Source organism: Pedobacter steynii (assembly GCF_900103665.1).
GTDB classification, from domain to species: domain Bacteria; phylum Bacteroidota; class Bacteroidia; order Sphingobacteriales; family Sphingobacteriaceae; genus Pedobacter; species Pedobacter steynii.
On the sequence record NZ_FNGY01000002.1, the window covers coordinates 804,993 to 825,695 of the forward strand.

Annotated in this window: 13 protein-coding genes; 10 read left to right on the forward strand and 3 right to left on the reverse strand. The window is 43.4% G+C overall.

Annotated elements, in window-relative coordinates; all coding sequences use genetic code 11:
- Positions 1 to 28 precede the first annotated feature (28 nt).
- Positions 29 to 1,978 (forward strand): OmpA family protein, encoded by a 1,950-nt coding sequence (locus BLQ87_RS07495; RefSeq protein ID WP_074605671.1) that lies wholly within the window; start codon positions 29 to 31, stop codon positions 1,976 to 1,978.
- Positions 1,979 to 2,319: 341 nt separating this feature from the next.
- On the opposite strand, the gene BLQ87_RS07505 is transcribed toward BLQ87_RS07495, so the two are convergent.
- The gene (locus BLQ87_RS07505; protein WP_074605496.1) at positions 2,320 to 3,051 is read right to left on the reverse strand and encodes a GntR family transcriptional regulator; all 732 of its coding nucleotides are present in this window, start codon (positions 3,049 to 3,051) and stop codon (positions 2,320 to 2,322) included.
- A gap of 176 nt (positions 3,052 to 3,227) precedes the next feature.
- On the opposite strand from BLQ87_RS07505, the gene BLQ87_RS07510 reads away from it, so the two are divergent.
- Positions 3,228 to 5,063 carry a class I mannose-6-phosphate isomerase gene (locus tag BLQ87_RS07510; RefSeq protein ID WP_074605497.1) on the forward strand — a complete coding sequence of 612 codons (1,836 nt, stop codon included), beginning with the start codon at positions 3,228 to 3,230 and terminating at the stop codon, positions 5,061 to 5,063.
- Between the two features lie 23 nt (positions 5,064 to 5,086).
- Here the strand turns inward: BLQ87_RS07510 and BLQ87_RS07515 are convergent, their stop codons facing one another.
- Positions 5,087 to 5,965 carry an alpha/beta hydrolase gene (locus BLQ87_RS07515; protein ID WP_074605498.1) on the reverse strand — a complete coding sequence of 293 codons (879 nt, stop codon included), beginning with the start codon at positions 5,963 to 5,965 and terminating at the stop codon, positions 5,087 to 5,089.
- A 239-nt stretch (positions 5,966 to 6,204) separates the two neighbouring features.
- On the opposite strand from BLQ87_RS07515, the gene BLQ87_RS07520 reads away from it, so the two are divergent.
- Positions 6,205 to 7,578 (forward strand): OmpA family protein, encoded by a 1,374-nt coding sequence (locus BLQ87_RS07520; protein ID WP_074605499.1) that lies wholly within the window; start codon positions 6,205 to 6,207, stop codon positions 7,576 to 7,578.
- 65 nt (positions 7,579 to 7,643) lie between these two features.
- The gene (locus BLQ87_RS07525; RefSeq protein WP_074605500.1) at positions 7,644 to 8,408 is read left to right on the forward strand and encodes a methyltransferase domain-containing protein; all 765 of its coding nucleotides are present in this window, start codon (positions 7,644 to 7,646) and stop codon (positions 8,406 to 8,408) included.
- A 7-nt stretch (positions 8,409 to 8,415) separates the two neighbouring features.
- Here the strand turns inward: BLQ87_RS07525 and BLQ87_RS07530 are convergent, their stop codons facing one another.
- Positions 8,416 to 8,706 (reverse strand): putative quinol monooxygenase, encoded by a 291-nt coding sequence (locus BLQ87_RS07530; protein ID WP_074605501.1) that lies wholly within the window; start codon positions 8,704 to 8,706, stop codon positions 8,416 to 8,418.
- Between the two features lie 286 nt (positions 8,707 to 8,992).
- Between BLQ87_RS07530 and BLQ87_RS07535 the strand changes: the two genes are divergently transcribed.
- The 6 genes from BLQ87_RS07535 (at position 8,993) to BLQ87_RS07560 (ending at position 20,703) form a co-directional block, all read left to right on the forward strand.
- Complete coding sequence (locus BLQ87_RS07535; protein WP_074605502.1) at positions 8,993 to 10,576, forward strand: thioredoxin domain-containing protein; 1,584 nt, start codon at positions 8,993 to 8,995, stop codon at positions 10,574 to 10,576.
- A 112-nt stretch (positions 10,577 to 10,688) separates the two neighbouring features.
- Entirely contained in the window at positions 10,689 to 12,974 is a 2,286-nt protein-coding gene (locus BLQ87_RS07540) for a glycosyl hydrolase family 95 catalytic domain-containing protein (RefSeq protein ID WP_083361744.1), read from the forward strand.
- Between the two features lie 203 nt (positions 12,975 to 13,177).
- The gene (locus tag BLQ87_RS07545) at positions 13,178 to 15,895 is read left to right on the forward strand and encodes a GH116 family glycosyl hydrolase (RefSeq protein ID WP_074605503.1); all 2,718 of its coding nucleotides are present in this window, start codon (positions 13,178 to 13,180) and stop codon (positions 15,893 to 15,895) included.
- Between the two features lie 91 nt (positions 15,896 to 15,986).
- Positions 15,987 to 16,583 carry an RbsD/FucU domain-containing protein gene (locus tag BLQ87_RS07550; RefSeq protein ID WP_083361745.1) on the forward strand — a complete coding sequence of 199 codons (597 nt, stop codon included), beginning with the start codon at positions 15,987 to 15,989 and terminating at the stop codon, positions 16,581 to 16,583.
- 129 nt (positions 16,584 to 16,712) lie between these two features.
- Positions 16,713 to 19,145 carry a glycoside hydrolase family 95 protein gene (locus BLQ87_RS07555; RefSeq protein ID WP_216857777.1) on the forward strand — a complete coding sequence of 811 codons (2,433 nt, stop codon included), beginning with the start codon at positions 16,713 to 16,715 and terminating at the stop codon, positions 19,143 to 19,145.
- 34 nt (positions 19,146 to 19,179) lie between these two features.
- A complete protein-coding gene (locus BLQ87_RS07560) occupies positions 19,180 to 20,703 on the forward strand; it encodes a sulfatase family protein (protein WP_074605675.1) in 1,524 nt (507 codons plus the stop codon).

Here is a 20,703-nt window from a genome sequence, read left to right on the forward strand (position 1 = left end):
GTATTTAAAATCTAAAGAACAAGCGCTTATGAATAAGGCATTCCAATATTTAATGACATCAGCCATGTTGCTGACTCCATTTCAGCTGGTAAAGGCACAAGAACAGCCGGGCTTAAGGGAGAAGGCAAATCAGCATTATATCAGTTCCCGATATGTGAAAGCAGCGTCCATTTATGTTAAGCTTGCTGATGCGAAAAAGCCAAGGTTGTCTGACCTGGAACGACTGGCAGATTGTTACCTGAAAATGAGCGATTATGAAGCTGCCGAAAACTGGTATGCGCGCATCATTGAGTTCCCTGACAGTAAAACTGAAAACCTGATCAGTTATGGGGCCGTGCTGAAATTCAATTCCCGTTATGCGGAAGCGAAGAAAGTGTTGCAGCAATATGCCGAAAAATCCGGCGATGCCAAAGGCGTCGCAAATGCGCTGGCTGGTTGTGACTCTGCACTGGTTTGGATCGCTAAACCAACGGGTCATAAACTTAGAAATGAAAGCGCTGTGAATACCGCGTTTGCAGAATTCGGGGTATTCCCGATTGGCAATAAGGCTTATTATGTTGCTGAGCCAGACAATGGCCTCCTGAAGAAGAAAGATGGCCGCACCGGCAATCCTTTTTTGAGGATTTATACTGCCGACCGCAACCCGGATCAGACTTTAACGGCTAAGCTGATCGATAAATCTGCTTTTAACAAGGAAGCGTATCATATTGGTCCCATCATCAGCAACAAAAAGGGAAACCTGTTGTACATTACGCGTACTTATATCGGGAAAGCCGGAGCGCGGAGCAAAGCAGCGCAGTTGAACTTAAGGACAAGGAACCTGGAGCTGTACATGTACACGGCAGAAAATGGCGGGTACACCGCCAGTCCTTTTCCATATAATCATGTGCAGCAATATTCAGTTGGCCATGCTGCGCTGAGTCAGGATGAACAGACCCTTTATTTTGTTTCAGATATGCCGGGTGGTTTTGGCCACACAGACATCTGGTATAGCGAATTGCAAAGTGATGGCAAATGGGGGCAACCGATAAATGCGGGTCCGGAAATTAATACTCCCGGCGACGAGATGTTTCCTTTTATGAATGCAGAAGGTGTTTTGTATTATTCCAGCAATGGCCTTCCTGGTATGGGCGGACTAGACATTTTTGCAGCCAAAGGAGCGAAAAGAACATGGTCCAGACCGTTAAATTTAAAATATCCTGTCAATTCGGCTGCGGATGATTTTGCCTTCGTGACAACAGCGGCGGCTGCTGATGGCCCTGGGGGATACCTGTCTTCCAACAGGAAAGGCGGGGTGGGGGATGATGACATCTATAGCTTTAGTACGGTGAATCCTAAAATGATATTGGCTTTACAAGGTGTCAACCTAAATAGAAAAACAACGGACTTACTGTCTGAGGTGGCCATTACGCTTTACAGCGGAGCGCGGAGCGTTGTGGCCAAACAAAGCAGTAAACATGATGGCAGTTTCTTTTTTGAATTGGAAAAAGAAACCGACTATACACTGCTGGGACAAAAAACAGGGTTTTACAGCGATTCTGTATCCCTTAGTACAAAAGGTTTGACCCAGTCTGACACGCTGAAAGTCACCTTGCGTTTAGAGCCCTTATTTGAGAAAGGAAAAACAATCGCCCTGCAAAATATTCATTACGATTTTGATAAAGACAATATCCGCAAAGATGCGGCGAAGATCCTCGACGAACTGGTCCGCATCATGCGGGATAATCCAACGCTCGAAATAGAACTGGGTTCGCACACCGATAGCCGTGGTATGGACCGCTATAATTTAGACCTGTCGCAGCGCAGGGCAGCTTCCGTGGTAGATTATCTGGTGAGCAGGGGTACGTCCAGAAACCGTTTAACTGCCAAAGGTTATGGCGCAACAAAACTGCTAAACCGATGTGCAAATGGAGTTCAATGTTCGGCAGAGGAACACCAGGCAAACCGACGGACAGAATTTAAGGTATTGTCCTACTAATGTTAAAGGCAGGTATTCTTTACAAAAGGAATGCCTGCCTTTAATTTAATTCCTTTAAAAGGTCTTAATTCTTCAAAAGCTTCAAACCATCTTCTGTCCATTGCCTGGCCAATTCCATATATTCATTTTGGGTTTCAGGGCTAAAAGAGATACCATCCGGGTATTTTTGCTTCATTTTTTTCAGAACACAATCAATACAAAGCTTCTTTTGATCAGCAGACATTTCTTCCGGCAAATATTTGATCAGCTCCTTTTGGAAATGTAGATTATTCCGCAAGTAACATAAAAAATGCCCTCTGAAATTTCCAGGGAGCATTTTTTATGGGTTAAGGTTTGTGTGGCTAAGCTCTTCTGCTTTCCACAGAATAGACAAAGCTATCGGCTTTATAGTACCCCAGGTTATATTCTATTGGCCGCTCTGCCTGATCATATACATACCGTTTACGGAACAGGATAGGGCTTCCAGGTTCTGTTTCCAGTTTTGAAGCGATAAATTTATCTGCTGCTGTTGCACTGATCTCTTCTTTGGAAAGTTCAGCAATGATGCTGTAATCAGTCTCCAGTATATCGTAAAGTGGCCTTTTAAAGTCTTCTTCTCCGGTTAAGCTGGTGCGGGGATGGAAGTAGGATACAAAGTAAACAAAGGGACCTTCCGGGCGGCCACGCAGCCGTTCCAGCTTTAATATTTTTTGATCTGTTTTGATGTTGAAAAAATTGGCGATGATCTCGGTTGGATAAATCCAGCTCACATGAAGTTCGAAATTCCTGATAGGAATACCTCTGGCCTGCATTTCCTGAGAAAAGCTAAGCCAGTTTACAGATTTAGAGCTGATTAACGCATCAGCCACCTTGGTGCCAACACCTTTTTTCCGGATCAGCAAACCTTCGTAAACCAGTTTGTTTAATGCCTGTCGCAGTGTGGTACGGGATATAGCTAACTGGTTCGCAAGGTCGATTTCGTTGGGCAAAAGCTTGCCGTCCTGGAACTGAGGCAACTTGATCATCTTACGCAATAGCTCCTCAGCCTGTATGTGTAACGGAATCGGGCTCTTGTGGTTGATGGCTATCTTCATAGGAGCAAAATTATGAAAATATATTGGGATATAATGATTAAATTACTATGTTTGTACATACTTGAGTTCAAGTAACTGTCCATTATTGATTTATTTGTTTTATATTGTTTTAAGGCTGTTTTGTTTGACTTAATATGTTCATACATGTTGATTTATTGAAATACATATATATAATTATGACTGAAGATTCTGAAAATACACTAGTAACAAAAACTCATGAAGCGATTGTAGTAAATAACTGGCGACATACCTCGCAGCCACTGCTACCTATAGCCCTTGATAAGGTATCGACAGTAAAAAACTATGAACCCAGCCCTTTCTTTAGTCTGGAAGGCCAAAAGATTGTAAATGGCTTTGGAGCGCTGACCGATTGGATCATTGAACAGGACACCGTCCTGATTGACGGTTACGGCGGGGTGTTTTTTAAAGAAATACAGCTTCAGATTCAAAAGGAGCTTGATGAACGTGGCATTTCGGTGAAATGGCATCAGACATCGGATTACTTTAAGCCGGAAACAGAACTTGAAAGATTGACCGCTCCCTTTCTGGGTGGTGAAAATGAAGTGTGGGGCAGGAAAACCGATCTTGAATTAAAGGATTTCTTCAGATATGATGAAATTTTAGCCATAAAAAAGGACGAAACGAAGACACTTAATATCATTATAGGTGCAGGTGCAGGGTTAGTAAAATGGGATGCTCCTGTCATCTATTTTGAGATTCCTAAAAATGAAATTCAGTACCGGATGAAAGCCGGGGCGATCGCTAACCTGGGCAGTAGTATTACCGGTAATTCTTTTTCCCTGTATAAGCGGTTTTACTTTGTAGACTGGGTTCTGCTTAACCGCCATAGATCAGCATTGCTAAACAGGATTTCTATTGTTGCTGACGGACAATGGCTTGATGAGGTAAACTGGATGTTCAAGGGAGATCTGGAAAAAGGATTGCATCAGTTGAGTCATGCTGTAATCAGGGCCAGACCTTGGTTTGAAAGTGGTTCATGGGGCGGTCAATGGATGAAAAAACACCTTGAAGGGTTAAATAAAGCCGAAATTAATTATGCCTGGTCATTTGAACTGATTACCCCTGAAAATGGAATTGTCCTGGAAAGTGACGGAAAATTGCTGGAAATTACCTTCGATCTTTTGATGGAGCTGGAATCTAAAGCCATACTTGGCAAACATGCAGCGCAGTTTGGGACCTATTTTCCCATCAGGTTTGATTTCCTGGATACTTTTCAAGGCGGAAACCTTTCCATTCAATGTCATCCTTCAAAGACATACATACAGGAGAACTTTGGTGAAACGATTACGCAGGATGAAACCTATTACATCATGGATTGCGAACCGGACGCGAAAGTTTATCTGGGTTTTCAGGAAGACATCAACCCTGCTGAGTTCCGCAGGGATTTGGAAAATAGTCAGTTAAAAAATGAAAAAATTGAGATAGAGAAATACGTACAAAGTTTCCCATCCCGTAAACATGAGCTGTTCTTAATCCCGGGTGGAACCGTTCACAGCTCGGGGGCTAACAATATGGTCCTTGAAATCAGCGCTACTCCCTATATTTTTACTTTTAAAATGTACGATTGGCTGTCGCTCGGACTGGATGGAAAGCCACGCCCGATTAATATAGAACACGCATTTAACAACCTGCGCTTTGAGCGGAAAGGAACAAAGGTTCAGGAAGAACTGATTTCTCATCAGCAGGTCATTGAAAAAGGAGCAGATTGGGAATTGGTTAAATTGCCTACCCATCAGGACCATTTTTACGAGATAGAAAGGATAGAGTTTGATACAGAGGTCCTGATCTCTACCGACCACAAATGTCATATCCTGATGCTGGTTGAGGGGACCGCCATTTCAGCGGAAGTTAAGGATGGCAATGCGTACCGGTTTAACTATGCAGAGACTTTTATCGTGCCTGCTGCAACGGGTAGCTACAAACTGATCAATCATGGGAGGCTCCGGGCCAAAGTGATCAAGGTCTTTCTTAAAGATGACTCCCACGGCTAAAAAACAACGGAAAATACCAGGCGTTATTTTTGATATTCCGTTTTGGGATACAATAACTTAAATGCATTATAAACCGCCTGATGCATAGCTGTAGAATGGATTTCATTTGGCATATAATCAAAATGAACCTGTTTGAAATTTACTCCATCCTGTTTTAACGCTTCAGCTAATGTTGCTGCATCATTGTACATGGTGAGTTCTTCGGCTTTATCGCAGGCGCCCACATAGACCTGGACGTTACTGTTATTTCCTGATTTTAGCAGTTTTGGTGCTTCAGCCAATAAAGACTCATTTCCCCACCACAGGCTAGGCGTGATGATGATGTAAGTACTGAATAAATCTCTATGTTTCAGTAAAATCTCCGTGGCCAGCAAGCCGGCAAAAGATTCACCGATAACTGTTTTTTGAGCCGTTGTTTTGTAAGTCCTGCTGATATAAGGCAGTAGTTCTTTTTCCAGAAAGCTGATGTATTTTGAAGATCCGCCTGCCGTTGAATAGCTTTTCTTGTTGAAGCCCATTTTCTCGACAAAATCCAGGTTAGGCACGGCAAAGCTGAAGTCACGTTTCCGGTTTGTGTTCTCTATCCCAACAACGATGGATCGGGGAAACCTGTTGATCCAGGGCTGAGTATTAAACCTTACAATTCCAGCAATATGGATAAAATCTTCATTCATACCCCCATCAAGGATATAGATGACCGGATACCTTGTCGTATCGTTTTGATTATAGTCTTCAGGGAGATAAATGCTGATTTTTCTTTCTTCTCCTAATACTGCTGAAGGGACTTTTTGGATCAAACCAATAACCATAGGCGTGCTTTTGTCTACATCTTTTGTATTCTTTTGGGCAAAAGAGAGGCTAATAAAAAAGCTGAAAAATAAGAATAAGGAGGTTGTCTTCATCGGGTGATTTTTTTTCTATTCATAAAAGGCAATACCGGTTAAATATAGGGCACTTTTGCAGGATCAAAAAACGGGAGGACCATAGGTCATCAATATTTTACCTGTAAGTATATACAATACATTACTGATTCAATGATAAACAATAGCCAAACAAAAAACTTCTTTTGTTGTTGAGTTGTTTTAAGGTGCTGATTTTCAGCTGTAAATGTTTGAATTTTTCTAACCTAAAACCTATAAACATGAATTTAATTGAAATGTTAAAGAATGAGGTAAGTCCAAGTATAATCTCATCTTTAAGCCAGAAAGCTGGCGTAACCGAAGACCAGGTGAAAACCGGGTTTTCTGCAGGCATCCCCGCCATCCTTGCCGGTATCCTTAAAAATGGTGCCGGAGGTGATTCAGGCTTTCTTGGTAAAATACTCTCCAATGTAACCAATTCAGGTACGGTAAGTCAGACGGAAGATTTGCTGGGCGGAGACGATGGTTCTTTATTGGAGAAAGGAAAATCAATGTTAGGTGGCTTGTTTGGTAAAGACAGCGATGCGCTAAGCAATTCCGTTTCTTCATCCAGCGGATTGTCTGCTGATAAATCTGCAGGTTTATTGGCTATGATTGCGCCTTTGGTTACCGGCTTCATTGCAAAGATAATGGCGGGTAATGGATGGAGTATTACCGATTTATTAGGTAAAATTTTTGAAAGTAAAGCAGACATTACTGCGGCTCTTCCGCAGGGTTTAGGCGATTCTTTAGGCTTAGCGGGCATCAATATGCCAAATGTCGATATTCCGAAAGTAGAGATCCCTAAAGTGGAAGTGCCAAAGGTGGAAGTACCGCAGGTGGAAATCCCAAAAGTAGAGACCCCAAAAGTTGCCCCGATAAATTATGGGCCATCCGATGATACCAAATCAGGAGGAGGCTTTTTAAAATGGCTGATTCCTTTGTTGATTATCCTCGTAGGCGCCTGGTGGATCATGGGCAGGTCTGGCTGTAATAAATCATCAATGAGCAATACTGCGGACTCTTTATCAGCGAAAGTAGATTCGATGGGAAGTCGCATCGATTCTGCTGGAACTGCGATAAAAACAGGAGCAGAGGCAGTAACGGGCGCTATTGCCGGCAAACTAAACGAAGCAGGAGATTTTGTAAGGGATCTTGGTGCCAAAATCAATAAAAAACTGCCGGACGGTACCGAGATCAGTATTGGAGAAAATTCTGTAGAAAACAGGTTGATCTCCTTTATTGAAGACAAAGATAAAGCCGTTGATAAAACTACCTGGTTTACTTTTGACAGGTTATATTTTGAAACCGGAAAAAGCACACTAAAGGCGGAATCACAAGAGCAGTTAAAAAATATAATCGCCATCTTAAAAGCTTATCCAAACGTAAACCTGAAAATGGGTGGTTATACGGATAATACTGGTGATGCGGCCGTCAATAAGAAAATATCAAACGAACGGGCAAATGCAGCAGTGCAGGAATTGGTAAAGTTGGGAGTCGATGCCAAGCGGCTGGAAGCCGAGGGTTATGGTCCTGAGCATCCCATTGCCAGCAATGACACACCTGAAGGAAGAGCACAAAACCGTCGTATTGACATTCGCGTAATTCAAAAATAAATCATTAATAACGAATCATATGCCCGGCAGCTTTCCGGCCGGGCATATCTAAAAGATAAGAACGTATGGCATGGAATCCGGATATCTACAATACTTTTAAAGAACAACGCTACGAACCTTTTTATGATTTGTTGTCTTTAATAAAGGTAAAACCGGATTTGAAAGTCATAGACCTCGGTTGCGGGACCGGAGAGCTGACCAGCAAGCTGAGCGATCACTTGCCTGGAGCCCAGGTCTTGGGCATCGATGCTTCAGCCGAGATGTTGAAAGGTGCCGGCACTTTCAGCCGGAAGAACCTGAGTTTTGAACAGTCCGGAATTGAAGAACATCTCCAAACCAGCGGGAAATATGACCTGATTTTTTCAAATGCCGCGTTGCAATGGATCGACGGACATCAGCGACTGCTTCCTAAGCTTATTTCTTCCCTCAGTAAAGGCGGACAACTCGCCGTTCAGGTTCCATCAAATCATGAACATTTTACCCATCGTACCCTTAAACAAATCGCGGCTGAAGAGCCCTTTAAGACGGCATTCAATGGTTGGTTAAGGGGCGTTTCTGTGCTTTCCATTGAAAGCTATTCCAGGATTTTGTTCGATAATGCTGCTCAGGAAATCACGGTGTATGAAAAGATTTATCCGCATATCCTGAAAGATGCAATGGCTATATACCACTGGACCTCGGGCACTGCCATGATTCCTTATGTGGAGAGACTGGAGGGAGGCTTAAAAGAAGATTTCGTCAAAGAATATCAAAAGAGACTGCTAAAAGAATATCCCCAACAACCAGTTTTCTATCCGTTTAAACGAATCCTCCTGTCGGGGATATTCTAATGCCGGATCAGCTGATCTTATCTGTTTGATAAATCTGAACAGTGCCATCAATAAAGTCTGCCGAATCTGCTATAAAACGAGCAATATGAGGTTGTGAATCATGGAGAGTCCGTCCTTCCTGACTTTCCCAGATTTCATGGAAAATAAAGACATTTCTATTTTCCTGATCCTGATGCAGGTCATATTGCAGGCAGGCATTTTCCTTCCTGGATTCCACAACAAGTTGTTGCAGGAGGGGTTTCATCGCATCAGATGACCCTTCTTTACTTTTTACAATAGCGGTTAAGTATATATTCATTTCATTATGTTTTAATGTCGGAGTAAAGGTAAGGAGGTTTTTCTATTCCTCTTATCAGATGAATCATGCCCTTGTATTATAATTCTGATGCCTGCTGAAACGAAAAAAAACCTGCCTTTTTCTTGATTTAATAAAGGGTGTGAAAATTATTTAAATATAATAAGAAAGTATATTGTAAATATGCTTGTGTTTTTTGTAGATTAGTTTAATACAATTGTTTCTAATGTTTGTAAAGTAAATTTATTCAGGTTTAAAAATTCCTTTTTGTAAATCAACTGTTCTCTATATGATAAACCCATTGCAATCCAGGCTGGAAAATTCTGAAGCCGTTGTGATCTCCCTTATAAAGGAGCTCAATGTTAATGTGAGCAAGTTTACCGCCATTCATACGTTGAATGAGCATCCGGAATACCCGAGTTTGCTGGCCATCAGTGATTCTTTAAATGGTTGGAGAATACCCCATGAAACCTATAGAATAGACAAAGCCGATTATAATGCTGCAGACCTTTCCTTTCCTTTAATTGCGCATTTTAAAGATAGTGGCGGAAGGTTTTTGCTGATCCATGGGATTGCAAACGGGAAAGTAACTTATACCAACGAAACGGAGAAAAAGGCAGTGATGGAAGAAACCGGGTTCCTCAGGAACTGGGACGGAATTTTATTGTATGCCCAAAAAGAAGCAGGTAGTGGTGAAGAGAACTATAACATGGAGTTGCTTAAAGGTTGGTTCGATCAGGCCCGTGCACCTTTTTTAATCCTGTTACTCCTGGTTTGTGTGATGGCCTCCATCAATTACTCAGGGCTAAGTATGGCTTATGCAGGCTTATTGGCTGTAAAACTGGTTGGACTGGTGGTCAGTGTGCTGTTGCTGATGCACAGTATAGACGGCAATAACCCCTTCATACAGAATTTATGTAGCCTTGGAAAGGAAAACAACTGTAACGCGATCTTAAAATCTGATGCGGCAAAAGTGACCAGCTGGCTGAGCTGGAGTGAGGTGGGCATGTTTTACTTTGCAGGCTCCTTTCTTTGCCTGTTATTTTATCCTCAGTCCATCAGTTTATTGGCCTGGTTGTGCGTCGCTTCTTTACCTTATACCTTTTACTCCATCGGATACCAGGTTAAAATTAAAAACTGGTGTGTGCTTTGTTGCACGATACAAGGTGTACTGTGGCTGGAAGCCTTTGCTTTCCTGATGAATTCCTCATTTACTTTTGATATCCCTTTTTCAGTCCTTCCGGCTGTCGCGGTTTGTTTTCTGCTTCCCATCGCCATCTGGGCATTTATAAAACCTTTTCTTACTAAAGCCGGACAAACGAAACACCTGAAACAACAACTCAAAGGATTTAAATACAATAGTGATTTGTTTAATAAATTGCTGACCGGACAACCACGTTATGCCGTTCCTGATGAGCTGCAAGCCATTAAATTAGGCAATCCTAATGCAGAAACAATCATCACAATGGTGACCAACCCATTCTGCGGACCATGTGCTGCCACCCATAAAATGCTGGATGAATGGTTGCTGACCAGAGAAGACCTGCAGTTGAAGATTTTATTTACGACTGCAAATACGGAAGAGGATGCCCGCACAAAAGTGGCCAGACATGTCACTGCATTGAGCGTTGCTAAAGACGGAAAATATGTTGGTGAAGCACTAAACGGATGGTATAAACAGAGCAGTAAAGATTACGATACCTGGGCCAGTCAATACCCGGTAAGCATCAATGCGGAAATCAATACGGTAACTGAGAAGCAAAAGGCCTGGTGTGAAATGGCTGAAATTACCTTTACACCGACCATTCTTGTAAATGGATATAAGCTAATGGACCCTTACAGACTAGAAGATATTCAGTTCATGGATATTTAGGGATTTGGGTATAACATTAAGCTATTTTGGCATATTGGCAAAATTTTGAGTAAATCTGAGTAGATTTAGTTAAGGGATTCATAGGGGGTATGGACATCTTAAATTTAATCTTATGAAACAGATTTACGCTGGTTTTGTCTTTTTGTTATGCAGCGTTGCTGTAGCTGCACAGGTGAAAAATCCTGAAATCAATTGGCCGGATTACATGAAGCGCCAAACCATGCGCTGGGATTCCATTAGCACAAGCTATTATACGGGGATATTACTGGGGAATGGCTTGCTGGGGACCAATATTTATAAAGAAGACGATTATACCATTCGGTTTGATGTCGGAAGAACCGATGTAACCGATCAGCGGGAACATCAGGGGACGGCACTTTCGGAGGCACTGATCTCCAGGCCAAGATTACCCATCGGAAGGATGACGCTGAAGACCATAGGCAAAATCACCGGAGCTAAGATGAGTCTGGACATCTATAATGCCAGGGCCGAAGGAACAATTTATACGAGCAAAGGAACCCTGGAATTCAGCTCATTCGTTGCCTCAAACTCCAATGTAATCTATATCCGGGCAAAAGGTACACAGCAGGAAAAGAACATCAACTGGCAATTTGTAGCGGAAGCGGGGAAAAGTCCGCGGATGAATCAGAACAATACAGGAAATCCGGAAGTATACCCTGAAAATCCAGCTTTCAGCCTTAAAAAATCAGGAATATTTTCTATTTGTCAGCAGGCTCTTTTAAATGGTGGTGGATACGCAACGGCCTGGGCGGCGAAAAAAGGGCCAAATGAAAGCACGATGCTGATCTCTGTCGGATATGACCCGGCAGGGCAGTTGGATGAAGTAAAAGAGGCAACTACGGCAATCCATACTTTTATAACTGCAAAGATGCCGGTTGTTTTTGCGGCACATCAAAAATGGTGGCATCAGTTTTATCAGCAAAGTTTCCTTTCTCTTCCGGATCAGCGGATGGAAAGTTTTTACTGGATTCAGCTGTATAAGCTGGCTGCTGCAACAAGGGCAAATAAGCCTATGGTCGACCTGATGGGGCCATGGTTTACCAGTAAAACACCGTGGCCGGGCATTTGGTGGAACCTCAATACACAATTAACTTATTCCCCGATTTTTGCTTCCAATCATTTGGAACTCGGTAAATCGCTGTTTAATAACCTGAATAAAAACCTGGCAAACCTGATCAGCAATGTTCCCGAAGAATGGCGGAAAGATGCGGCAGCAATTGGACGGACCACCGGCTATGATCTGGTTTCTCCATTACTGGAGGCCAATAAAGAGCATGGGCAATTTGAGCTCGGTAACCTCACCTGGGTGATGTTTTACTATTATCAATATTATTCCTATACCAAAGACCGGGAGGAACTCACAAAATATATCTATCCTTTATTGAAAAGGTCTGTAAACCATCTTTTGTATCATTTGAAAAAGGATGAGGCAGGCATTTTTCATTTACCTTCTTCTTTTTCTCCCGAATACAAGTATGCCGAAGATGCCAATTATGCTTTATCCAGCTTGCGCTGGGGATTACAAACGCTGATTGCGCTCGATAAAAAAGAAGCACTGAAAGATGCAGACCGCGAAAAATGGGAATCGGTATTGGCGCATCTGGTTCCTTATCCGGTGGACGATACCGGCCTGATGATTGGTAAGGATGTGCCCCTTACCAGCTCGCACCGTCATTATTCCCACCTGCTGATGATTTATCCTTATCGCCTGATCAATTCCGATCAGCCGGAGAACAGGGAACTCATAGAGAAATCTCTGAACCACTGGATTTCACTCAAAGGTGCTTTGCAAGGCTATACCTTTACCGGTGCCGCTTCGATCAATGCGATGATGGGGAAAGGAAATCAATCTTATGATTTGTTGAACCAGCTTTTTGATCAGTTCATTAAGCCCAATACCCTTTATCAGGAGTCTGGTCCGGTGATCGAAACCCCACTTTCGGCAGCTACTTCCATTCAGGAATTGCTGATCCAAAGCTGGGCAGGAAAAATAAGGGTTTTCCCTGCGGTTCCCGATCAGTGGAAAAATGTATCATTTGATAGACTCCGTGCGGAAGGTGGATTTCTGGTCTCCGCGAACAGGGAAGATGGGGCTACTTCCTTCATCAGGGTTTTTAGCACCAAAGGTGATACCTGTCAGGTGCAGACGGATATGAAAGTGAGCATGGTGAGCTCCGATAAAAGGAAAGAACTGGCCTTCACGGTATTTGAACATGAAGGGAAAATGAACCTTAGCTTTTCTACCATTCCCGGCGAAACGATCTTACTCTCTGCGGGATATGATACGAGTAAATTTAACATCCTGCCTGTAAAGTCAATGATCAGGACAAATTGGAGCTGGGGCCTGAAAACCAAAGCCTTTGCTGCTTTAAACTAAAGCGCTCAGGTGATCAGTGCCGATCAGTTGGCTGGTAAATGTTGTATCCTTTCAACATTATATTAAGTGATTTTGGCATATCATAAATTATCTCAGTTAAACAATTTAGATTTAGTTTAACAGGCCGCTATTTGTAGATGCTCCGGGATCTTTTTAGTGCACTATGCCTTTTTAATAGACACAAACGAAGAACCAAATAAATTATGAAAACCACCTCAACAGACCGAAGGGACTTTATCAAGAAAGCTGGTTTGCTTACTGCCGGCTTTGCTTTCCTGCAATTCCCTGTCTGGGCAAAAAGTGTTTTTGCCATAGACTATCCCAAACACAACATCCCGGAAGCAAAGAACATCGATCCGCAATGGCTGAAATCACTTTTTAACCGTGGCCAGGCTACAGCCTATCTGAAAAGCAAGAATGAATTGCGTTATATCGGAATGCCTGTCGGCGGTTTACATGCCGGAACAGTATATGTTGGTGGAGATGGGAGATTATGGCTTTGGCAGATTTATAATGAAACTTTTGAAGGGAATCAGGAAGGAATCGATCCTAAGGTGGTCAACTGGAATGACGGAACTTCGGTAAGAAAGATCAGGGTGAGGGATGGTGCGGCTTATGTAGAACCAACCATTGCAGACAATAAGCGGGTCCTGGAACAAGGTTTCGCCGTAAAACTGGTCATCAATGGAAAAACAATCGTCAAAGAACTAAATGAAACCCATTGGGATGAGGTGGTTTTTACACCTGCCTATCCGATGGCCACCATCAGTTACAGCAGCAAAGATTTTCCGCTGACTGTTCAACTGAAAGTTTATTCACCTTTTATTCCACTGGATGCTGCAGATTCTGCATTGCCGGCAACAGTATTGAGGCTGGAGGTTAAAAATACAACCAGTACTCCTGCAGAAGTTTCCCTGATCGGCTGGATGGAAAACGGCGTCAATAAATTAAGCGCTAAAGACGGTGCCGGGAAACGCAAAAATGAAGGAATTTCTACTGCAAACGCTACACATATCTTTTCAACTTTTGAGGGATCTGAAGAGCTGACTAAACAAATAGACCATGGTACCATGTGTTTCAGTTTTCATGGCAGGAATGCTAAAGGCTATGCGGCTTTCCAACCCTGGCCGGTAACGGCGCAGAGTTTTAATAGTCCTCCGCTTGAATCGGCGATCGTACTGGCTCCGGGGAAACTGGTTGCCGCGATTGGCATGAGTAAAAATCTTGCTCCGGGGAAATCTGTTACTGCCGATTATTCTGTCAGCTGGCATTTCAATAATGCCAATCCGAAATTGAAAAATCTGGTGAAGGATGCGGGAGCAGGTTATCAGTATGGCAAGCGGTTTAAAGATGCGCAGGCAGTAAGCACTTACCTCAACGATAACTTTGTGAAATTAACGAAGGCAACTGAGCTATGGGTGAAGACCTGGAACGACACCACTTTGCCGCATTGGTTTATGGAGCGGACCTTTTTAAATATCGGGACCCTGGCCACTGCCAACACTTACCGGTTTGCAGATGGAAGGTTCTGGAGCTGGGAAGGCGTTGGTGCCTGTGCCGGAACCTGTACCCATGTCTGGCAATATGCACATGCAGTTGCCCGGATCTTTCCTGAATTGGAAAGAGACCTGCGTCAACGCGTAGATCTCGGACTTGGATTTAAAGAAGAAAGCGGGGCCATTATGTTCCGTGGGGAAAATGAAACCCATCCGGCAATTGACGGGCAGGCGGGAACAATTTTGCGCTTTTACAGGGAGCATCAAATGAATGCCGACGATTCCTTTTTACGGACCAACTGGCCAAAGATCAAAAAAGCAGTGGAGTTCATGCTGGCCCAGGACAAAAACGGAGACGGAATGACCGATACGCCAATGGAAAATACACTGGATGCAGTATGGGAGGGAGAGATTGCCTGGATTGTAGGTCTTTGTATTGCGGCGGCAAAAGCGGCGCAGTTTATGGCCGAAGAAATGGAAGACCAGGCTTTTGCTAAAATATGTGAAACTTATGTCGACAATGGACGTAAGAACATGGAAAAGGAACTCTTTAACGGAGAATATTTCATTCACCGTCCCGATCCCGTACAGGGCCGGAAGAAACTAGGTTCTTACAATACCTGTCATATTGATCAGGTATATGGACAAAGCTGGGCCTTTCAGGTAGGCTTGCCAAGGGTCCTTGCGAAGGATAAAGCGCTGGCTGCATTGAAAGCATTATGGAAATACAATTTCACGATGGATGTAGGTCCTTACATTAAAACCCATATTGGCGGCCGTCCTTATGCCCTTGAAGGAGAGGGAGGAATGGTGATGAATACCAATCCTCACAATGAATCGAAGCCTTTTGGTGAAGATGTAACCTGGCAACTGGGATATTTTCATGAATGTATGAGTGGATTTGAACATCAGGTGGCCGCACACATGATGGCAGAAGGAATGATTGGGGAAAGCCTCGTATTGACCCGCGTGATTCAGGACCGTTACCATGCTTCAAAAAGAAATCCGTTTAATGAAATAGAATGTAGTGACCATTATGCCAGGGCAATGGCGAGTTATGGTACTTTTATTACCGCCTGTGGCTTTACCTGTCATGGACCGAAAGGTGAACTGGGCTTTGCTCCGAAATGGAATAAAGTAGATTTTAAAGCACCATTTACCACGGCCAAAGCATGGGGTACTTATGCGCAAAAGAAAACAGGAATGAAACAGTGGCATGAGATCAAACTCAGCTATGGTGATTTAGCGCTGCAGAAGCTGACACTGGAAAAAATCGGCAATGGGCCATTAAAGTCTGTGACGGCTATGCTTGGCCAGCTGAAAGTGCAGCTGAGCTTTAAACAGCAGGGAGAAGTGCTGGAATTGGTGTTTGATAAAAAACTGATGATCAAAGAAAACCAAAGTTTAAGCCTGGTGTTTTCTTAATTTAATGAAACCATCATAAGCATACGGCTTACAAAAAGCAATGAATAGGCGCATGATCGCTTCATAACCGCTGCAAAACAATTATATTCCAATGAAAATAAGCGCAATAATTTCAAAAACACTGCTGATCCCGATAGGGATCAGCAGTGTTTTCCTGATCGCCGGATGTAACTTCGCGACAGATCAGAAGACAACCGTTAGTCCCTTAAAAACCGAACGTAACTGGAAACAACAGTTTGATGAAAAGCTTCCCCTCCTTGGACATAGAAACTGGATTCTTATTGTAGATAAAGCCTTCCCGGAACAAAATGCTCCCGGTATCGAATATATCTACGCCAATGAAGACCTTTTACCGGTATTAAAACTCGTTTTAGGTCAGGTTAATCAATCGACACATGTGAAGCCGATCATTTACCGGGATAAAGAACTTGGTTTTATTAAAGAAGAACAGGCTAAGGGAGTGACTCAATTTATACAGGATTCCAAAGGGTTGTTTGGTACACAAAATGTCCAGACCCTGCTTCACGATGAAGTGTTTAAGAAACTCGATACCGAATCAAAATTGTTTAAGGTACTGGTGATCAAAACCAATGAAACGATTCCTTATACTTCGGTATTTCTGCAGCTGGATTGTGGATATTGGAACGCAGATAAAGAAGCTCAGTTGAGAACGAACATGGGAAAGTAAAGGAACAAAAGCCAAAATCCCTTAATAATTTGACAGAAACGTAAATCTTCCGTTGGCGAATTGTACCGTTCTTTGGGTAACACACCTGAAACCAAACCAAATATGAAGTTTTACCAGAATTTTTTTTTAATGGCAATTGGCCAAACCTGCCTCTTTGCGATGAGCGGCACCAGCCATGCACAATCCTCCGATATACAGCTTTATTTTAAAAAACCAGCGGCCTCCTTTCAGGAGGCTTTGCCTTTGGGAAACGGGCGCATCGGTGCACTGATCGGCGGAAATCCCAATAAAGACAAAATCACACTCAATGAGATCTCGCTATGGTCTGGCGGGGTCCAGGATGCGGACAATGAAAATGCGCACAACTACCTGAAACCCATTCAGGATTACCTGCTCAAGGGGCAGAATAAAGAAGCCCAGGAGCTGTTGCAACAACAATTTGTAGCGAAAGGAGCAGGCTCCGGTTCAGGAAATGGCAGTAATGTCCCTTATGGGTGTTACCAGACCATGGGAGAGCTGTTGATTTCCTGGAAAGATACCACTGCTGCTTATTCAGATTACCATAGAACCCTGAACCTGGAAAAAGCCATTGCGAAAACAAGCTGGAAACGAAATGGCGTTACTTATACGCAGGAAGCATTGATCAGCATTCCGGGAAATATCATGATGATCAGGATCAGTGCTTCGGAAAAAGGGAAAATCAGCTTTTCTACCAACATCAGCAGGAAAGAGAATGCAAACGTAAAAAGCGAGGGGCAGGGCCTGATGATGACCGGACAGTTACCAAATGGCAAGGAAGCGGGATTACGCTTTGCCGCGGGGCTACAGCTGCAGACTAAGGGTGGAAAGAAATCCATTAAAGGAACAGCTATAGAAGTTGTCAATGCCGATGAATGTATTTTGCTTTGGACGGCCGCTACAGATTATAACATTGCTGATTATAGCAAAAGAGGAGCCGATCCGGTACAGGTTGTAAAAAACAACCTGCTTCGGGCAGAGAAACTCAGCCCTTTACAACTGGAGAAAGCACATGTCAATGCCTTTGGCAGCTTTTTTAACAGAAACAGGTTTTACCTTAAAGGTGCCCCTGCCGAAGTCGCCGCTTTAAGTACCCCGGAGCGATTGATCCGGTACGGAAAACAATTGCCGGATCCTCAGTTTCCGGTATTATATTACAATTTCGGTCGCTATTTATTGATCTCTTCCTCTCAGCAGGGGAGCTTGCCGGCCAATTTACAAGGCCTTTGGGCAGAAGAATACCAAACGCCATGGAATGGTGATTATCACCTGAACATCAATATTCAAATGAATTACTGGCTTGCTGAACCTACCGGATTAGGTGATTTAGCCGATCCTTTACACCGCTTTATTGGGGGCCTTGTTAAACCAGGTATGAAGACTGCCAAAGCCTATTACAATGCTCCGGGATGGGTAGCACATGTGATTGCCAATCCATGGGGATACACTTCTCCGGGAGAGGGTGCTGGATGGGGTTCTACTTTAACCGGCGGTGCATGGCTTTGTGAACACATCTGGGAACACTATAAATTTACCAACGACAAAGTCTTCCTTGCTAAATATTATCCCGTTCTTAAAGAAGCCTCGAATTTCTTATCGGCAATCCTGATCGAAGAACCAACACATAAATGGCTGGTAACGGCACCTTCCAACTCACCGGAAAACACCTATATCATGCCAGATGGTTTTAAGGGACAAACGGCAATGGGGCCAACGATGGACATGCAGATCTGCCGGGAAATCTTTGGCTATAGCATTGAAGCAGCAAAAATCTTAAACAAGGATCAGGAATGGGCAGGAACGCTGTCCAGCACAAGAAGTCGCCTGGCTCCGAATCAAATCGGCGCTGCCGGAGACATCAATGAATGGCTGAACGATTGGAAAGATGCAGAACCTCAGCATCGCCATACCTCACATTTGTATGGTTTACATCCTTACGAAGAAATTACCCCATGGGATAGCCCGGAACTGGCAAATGCGGCAAGAGAAACACTGAAACAAAGAGGCGATGATGGTACCGGCTGGTCTAAAGCCTGGAAGATCAATTTCTGGGCAAGACTTGGAGATGGGGATCATGCTTTAAAACTATTCCAACAACTGGTTACTCCGGTAGATCCGATCCGTAAATTAAACATGCATTCCGGTGGAACCTATCCGAACCTGTTCTGTGCACATCCGCCATTCCAGATTGACGGAAATTTTGGAGGAACGGCAGGCATCGCAGAAATGCTGATGCAGAGCCATGGAAAAGACAATGTGATCCGTTTGTTACCGGCATTACCTTCCAACAGCGATTGGAAAGATGGAAGTGTGAAAGGAATGAGGGCCAGAAATGCTTTTGTAGTGGATTTCGACTGGCAAAACTCCCAGTTGAAAAGCGGCAAAATACAGGCGTTGAATGGAGGGAGTTGTAAGGTTGCTTTACCAGCAAATACCCTCCTGAAAGATGCTCAGGGTAAAACCATTGCCCAAACAAAAGATCAGGCTGAGGTACTTAGCTTTAATGCCCTTAAAGGTTCATCTTATCATTTTGAACGTCGTTAAGACGGAAATAAAAGACGATGATTATATTTATCATATGAAACAAATCCCTCTTTTTATCAGCTTACTGCTTTTGTCTGCTGTGTCATTTGCCCAGAAAAAGCCCAATATTGTCATCATCGTTTCTGATGATCATGCCTTTCAAACGATCAGTGCTTACGGAAGTAAACTGATGCAAACCCCAAATATCGACAGGATTGCAAAGGAGGGGATGCGCTTCAATAAGGCTTATGTAACCAACTCCATTTGTGGCCCCAGCAGAGCAGTAATCCTCACCGGAAAATACAGTCATAAAAATGGTTTCAAAGACAACGACCATTCCAGGTTTGATGGAAACCAGGATACTTTTGTGAAACATTTACAATCCGGAGGATACCAGACCGCATGGATCGGAAAATGGCATTTGGGAAGTAATCCGGAGGGTTTTAACTACTGGCAGATCCTTCCTGATCAGGGGAATTATTACAATCCTGATTTTTTGATGATGGATGGCAGTAAAAAGAAAACGGAAGGTTATGTATCTAACCTGATCGAAGACGCTGCGGAGGAATGGATGGAGAAAAGAGATCCGTCAAAGCCTTTCTGTCTTGTGATCGGGCATAAAGCGACACATAGAACCTGGATTCCTGATACCACAGATATGGGACGTTTTGAAAAGGTGAATTTTCCAATGCCTGCAAACTTTTACGATGCTTACCAGAACAGGGAAGCTGCAAAAGTTCAGGACATGACCGTTGATAAAGCTATGCTGATGGATTACGACCTGAAAATGCTGTCTTATGGCAAGCAGGTAGATGGTGCAATCAAACGGATGAACCCGGAACAGCGTGCAAAGTTTGATGCGTATTATCAACCTATCGAAGCCGATCTCAAAGCCAGAAAGCTGGAAGGAAAAGCGCTGGTAGAATGGAAATATCAACGTTATATGAAAGATTATCTGAGTACTGCGGCTTCCCTGGACCGCAATATCGGGCGTACACTGGACTATCTGGATCAACATCAGTTAAAAGAAAATACCATCGTTATTTACCTGTCCGACCAGGGTTTTTATATGGGAGAACACGGTTGGTTTGACAAGCGTTTTATGTATGAAGAATCCTTCAGAACGCCAATGATGATGCGTTATCCGGGAAAGATCAGGCCGGGCAGCAAATCTGAAGACTTTGTGATGAACCTGGATATCGCGCCAACCATGCTGGATGCTGCGGGATTGGCGGTGCCAAAGGAGATCCAGGGTAAATCTTTTATGCCATTACTGAAAGGAAATCCTAAAGCCAAGGGCAGGGAAGCGATGTACTATCATTATTATGAAAATACCGTCCATTCCGTTTCCCCTCATTTCGGAGTCAGGACAAAAAGATACAAACTGATCCGTTTCTATGAACGGGTGAATACCTGGGAGCTTTATGACCTTCAGAAGGATCCCAACGAAGAAAATAATCTCTTCGGAAAAAAGGGATATGATTTGATTACAAAGGAATTGAAAGGGGTATTAAAAGCGCAGATTCTGAAATATGACGATCAGGAAGCAGCGAAATTAATGGAATCAGCGGGTTCCTGA

Coding starts and splice junctions, on each gene's coding strand:
- BLQ87_RS07545 (WP_074605503.1), top strand. CDS start 13,178: ATGAAAACCACCTCAACAGACCGAAGGGACTTTATCAAGAAAGCTGGT.
- BLQ87_RS07560 (WP_074605675.1), top strand. CDS start 19,180: ATGAAACAAATCCCTCTTTTTATCAGCTTACTGCTTTTGTCTGCTGTG.
- BLQ87_RS07525 (WP_074605500.1), top strand. CDS start 7,644: ATGGCATGGAATCCGGATATCTACAATACTTTTAAAGAACAACGCTAC.
- BLQ87_RS07535 (WP_074605502.1), top strand. CDS start 8,993: ATGATAAACCCATTGCAATCCAGGCTGGAAAATTCTGAAGCCGTTGTG.
- BLQ87_RS07550 (WP_083361745.1), top strand. CDS start 15,987: ATGAAAATAAGCGCAATAATTTCAAAAACACTGCTGATCCCGATAGGG.
- BLQ87_RS07495 (WP_074605671.1), top strand. CDS start 29: ATGAATAAGGCATTCCAATATTTAATGACATCAGCCATGTTGCTGACT.
- BLQ87_RS07530 (WP_074605501.1), bottom strand. CDS start 8,706: ATGAATATATACTTAACCGCTATTGTAAAAAGTAAAGAAGGGTCATCT.
- BLQ87_RS07555 (WP_216857777.1), top strand. CDS start 16,713: ATGGCAATTGGCCAAACCTGCCTCTTTGCGATGAGCGGCACCAGCCAT.
- BLQ87_RS07520 (WP_074605499.1), top strand. CDS start 6,205: ATGAATTTAATTGAAATGTTAAAGAATGAGGTAAGTCCAAGTATAATC.
- BLQ87_RS07505 (WP_074605496.1), bottom strand. CDS start 3,051: ATGAAGATAGCCATCAACCACAAGAGCCCGATTCCGTTACACATACAG.
- BLQ87_RS07515 (WP_074605498.1), bottom strand. CDS start 5,965: ATGAAGACAACCTCCTTATTCTTATTTTTCAGCTTTTTTATTAGCCTC.
- BLQ87_RS07540 (WP_083361744.1), top strand. CDS start 10,689: ATGAAACAGATTTACGCTGGTTTTGTCTTTTTGTTATGCAGCGTTGCT.
- BLQ87_RS07510 (WP_074605497.1), top strand. CDS start 3,228: ATGACTGAAGATTCTGAAAATACACTAGTAACAAAAACTCATGAAGCG.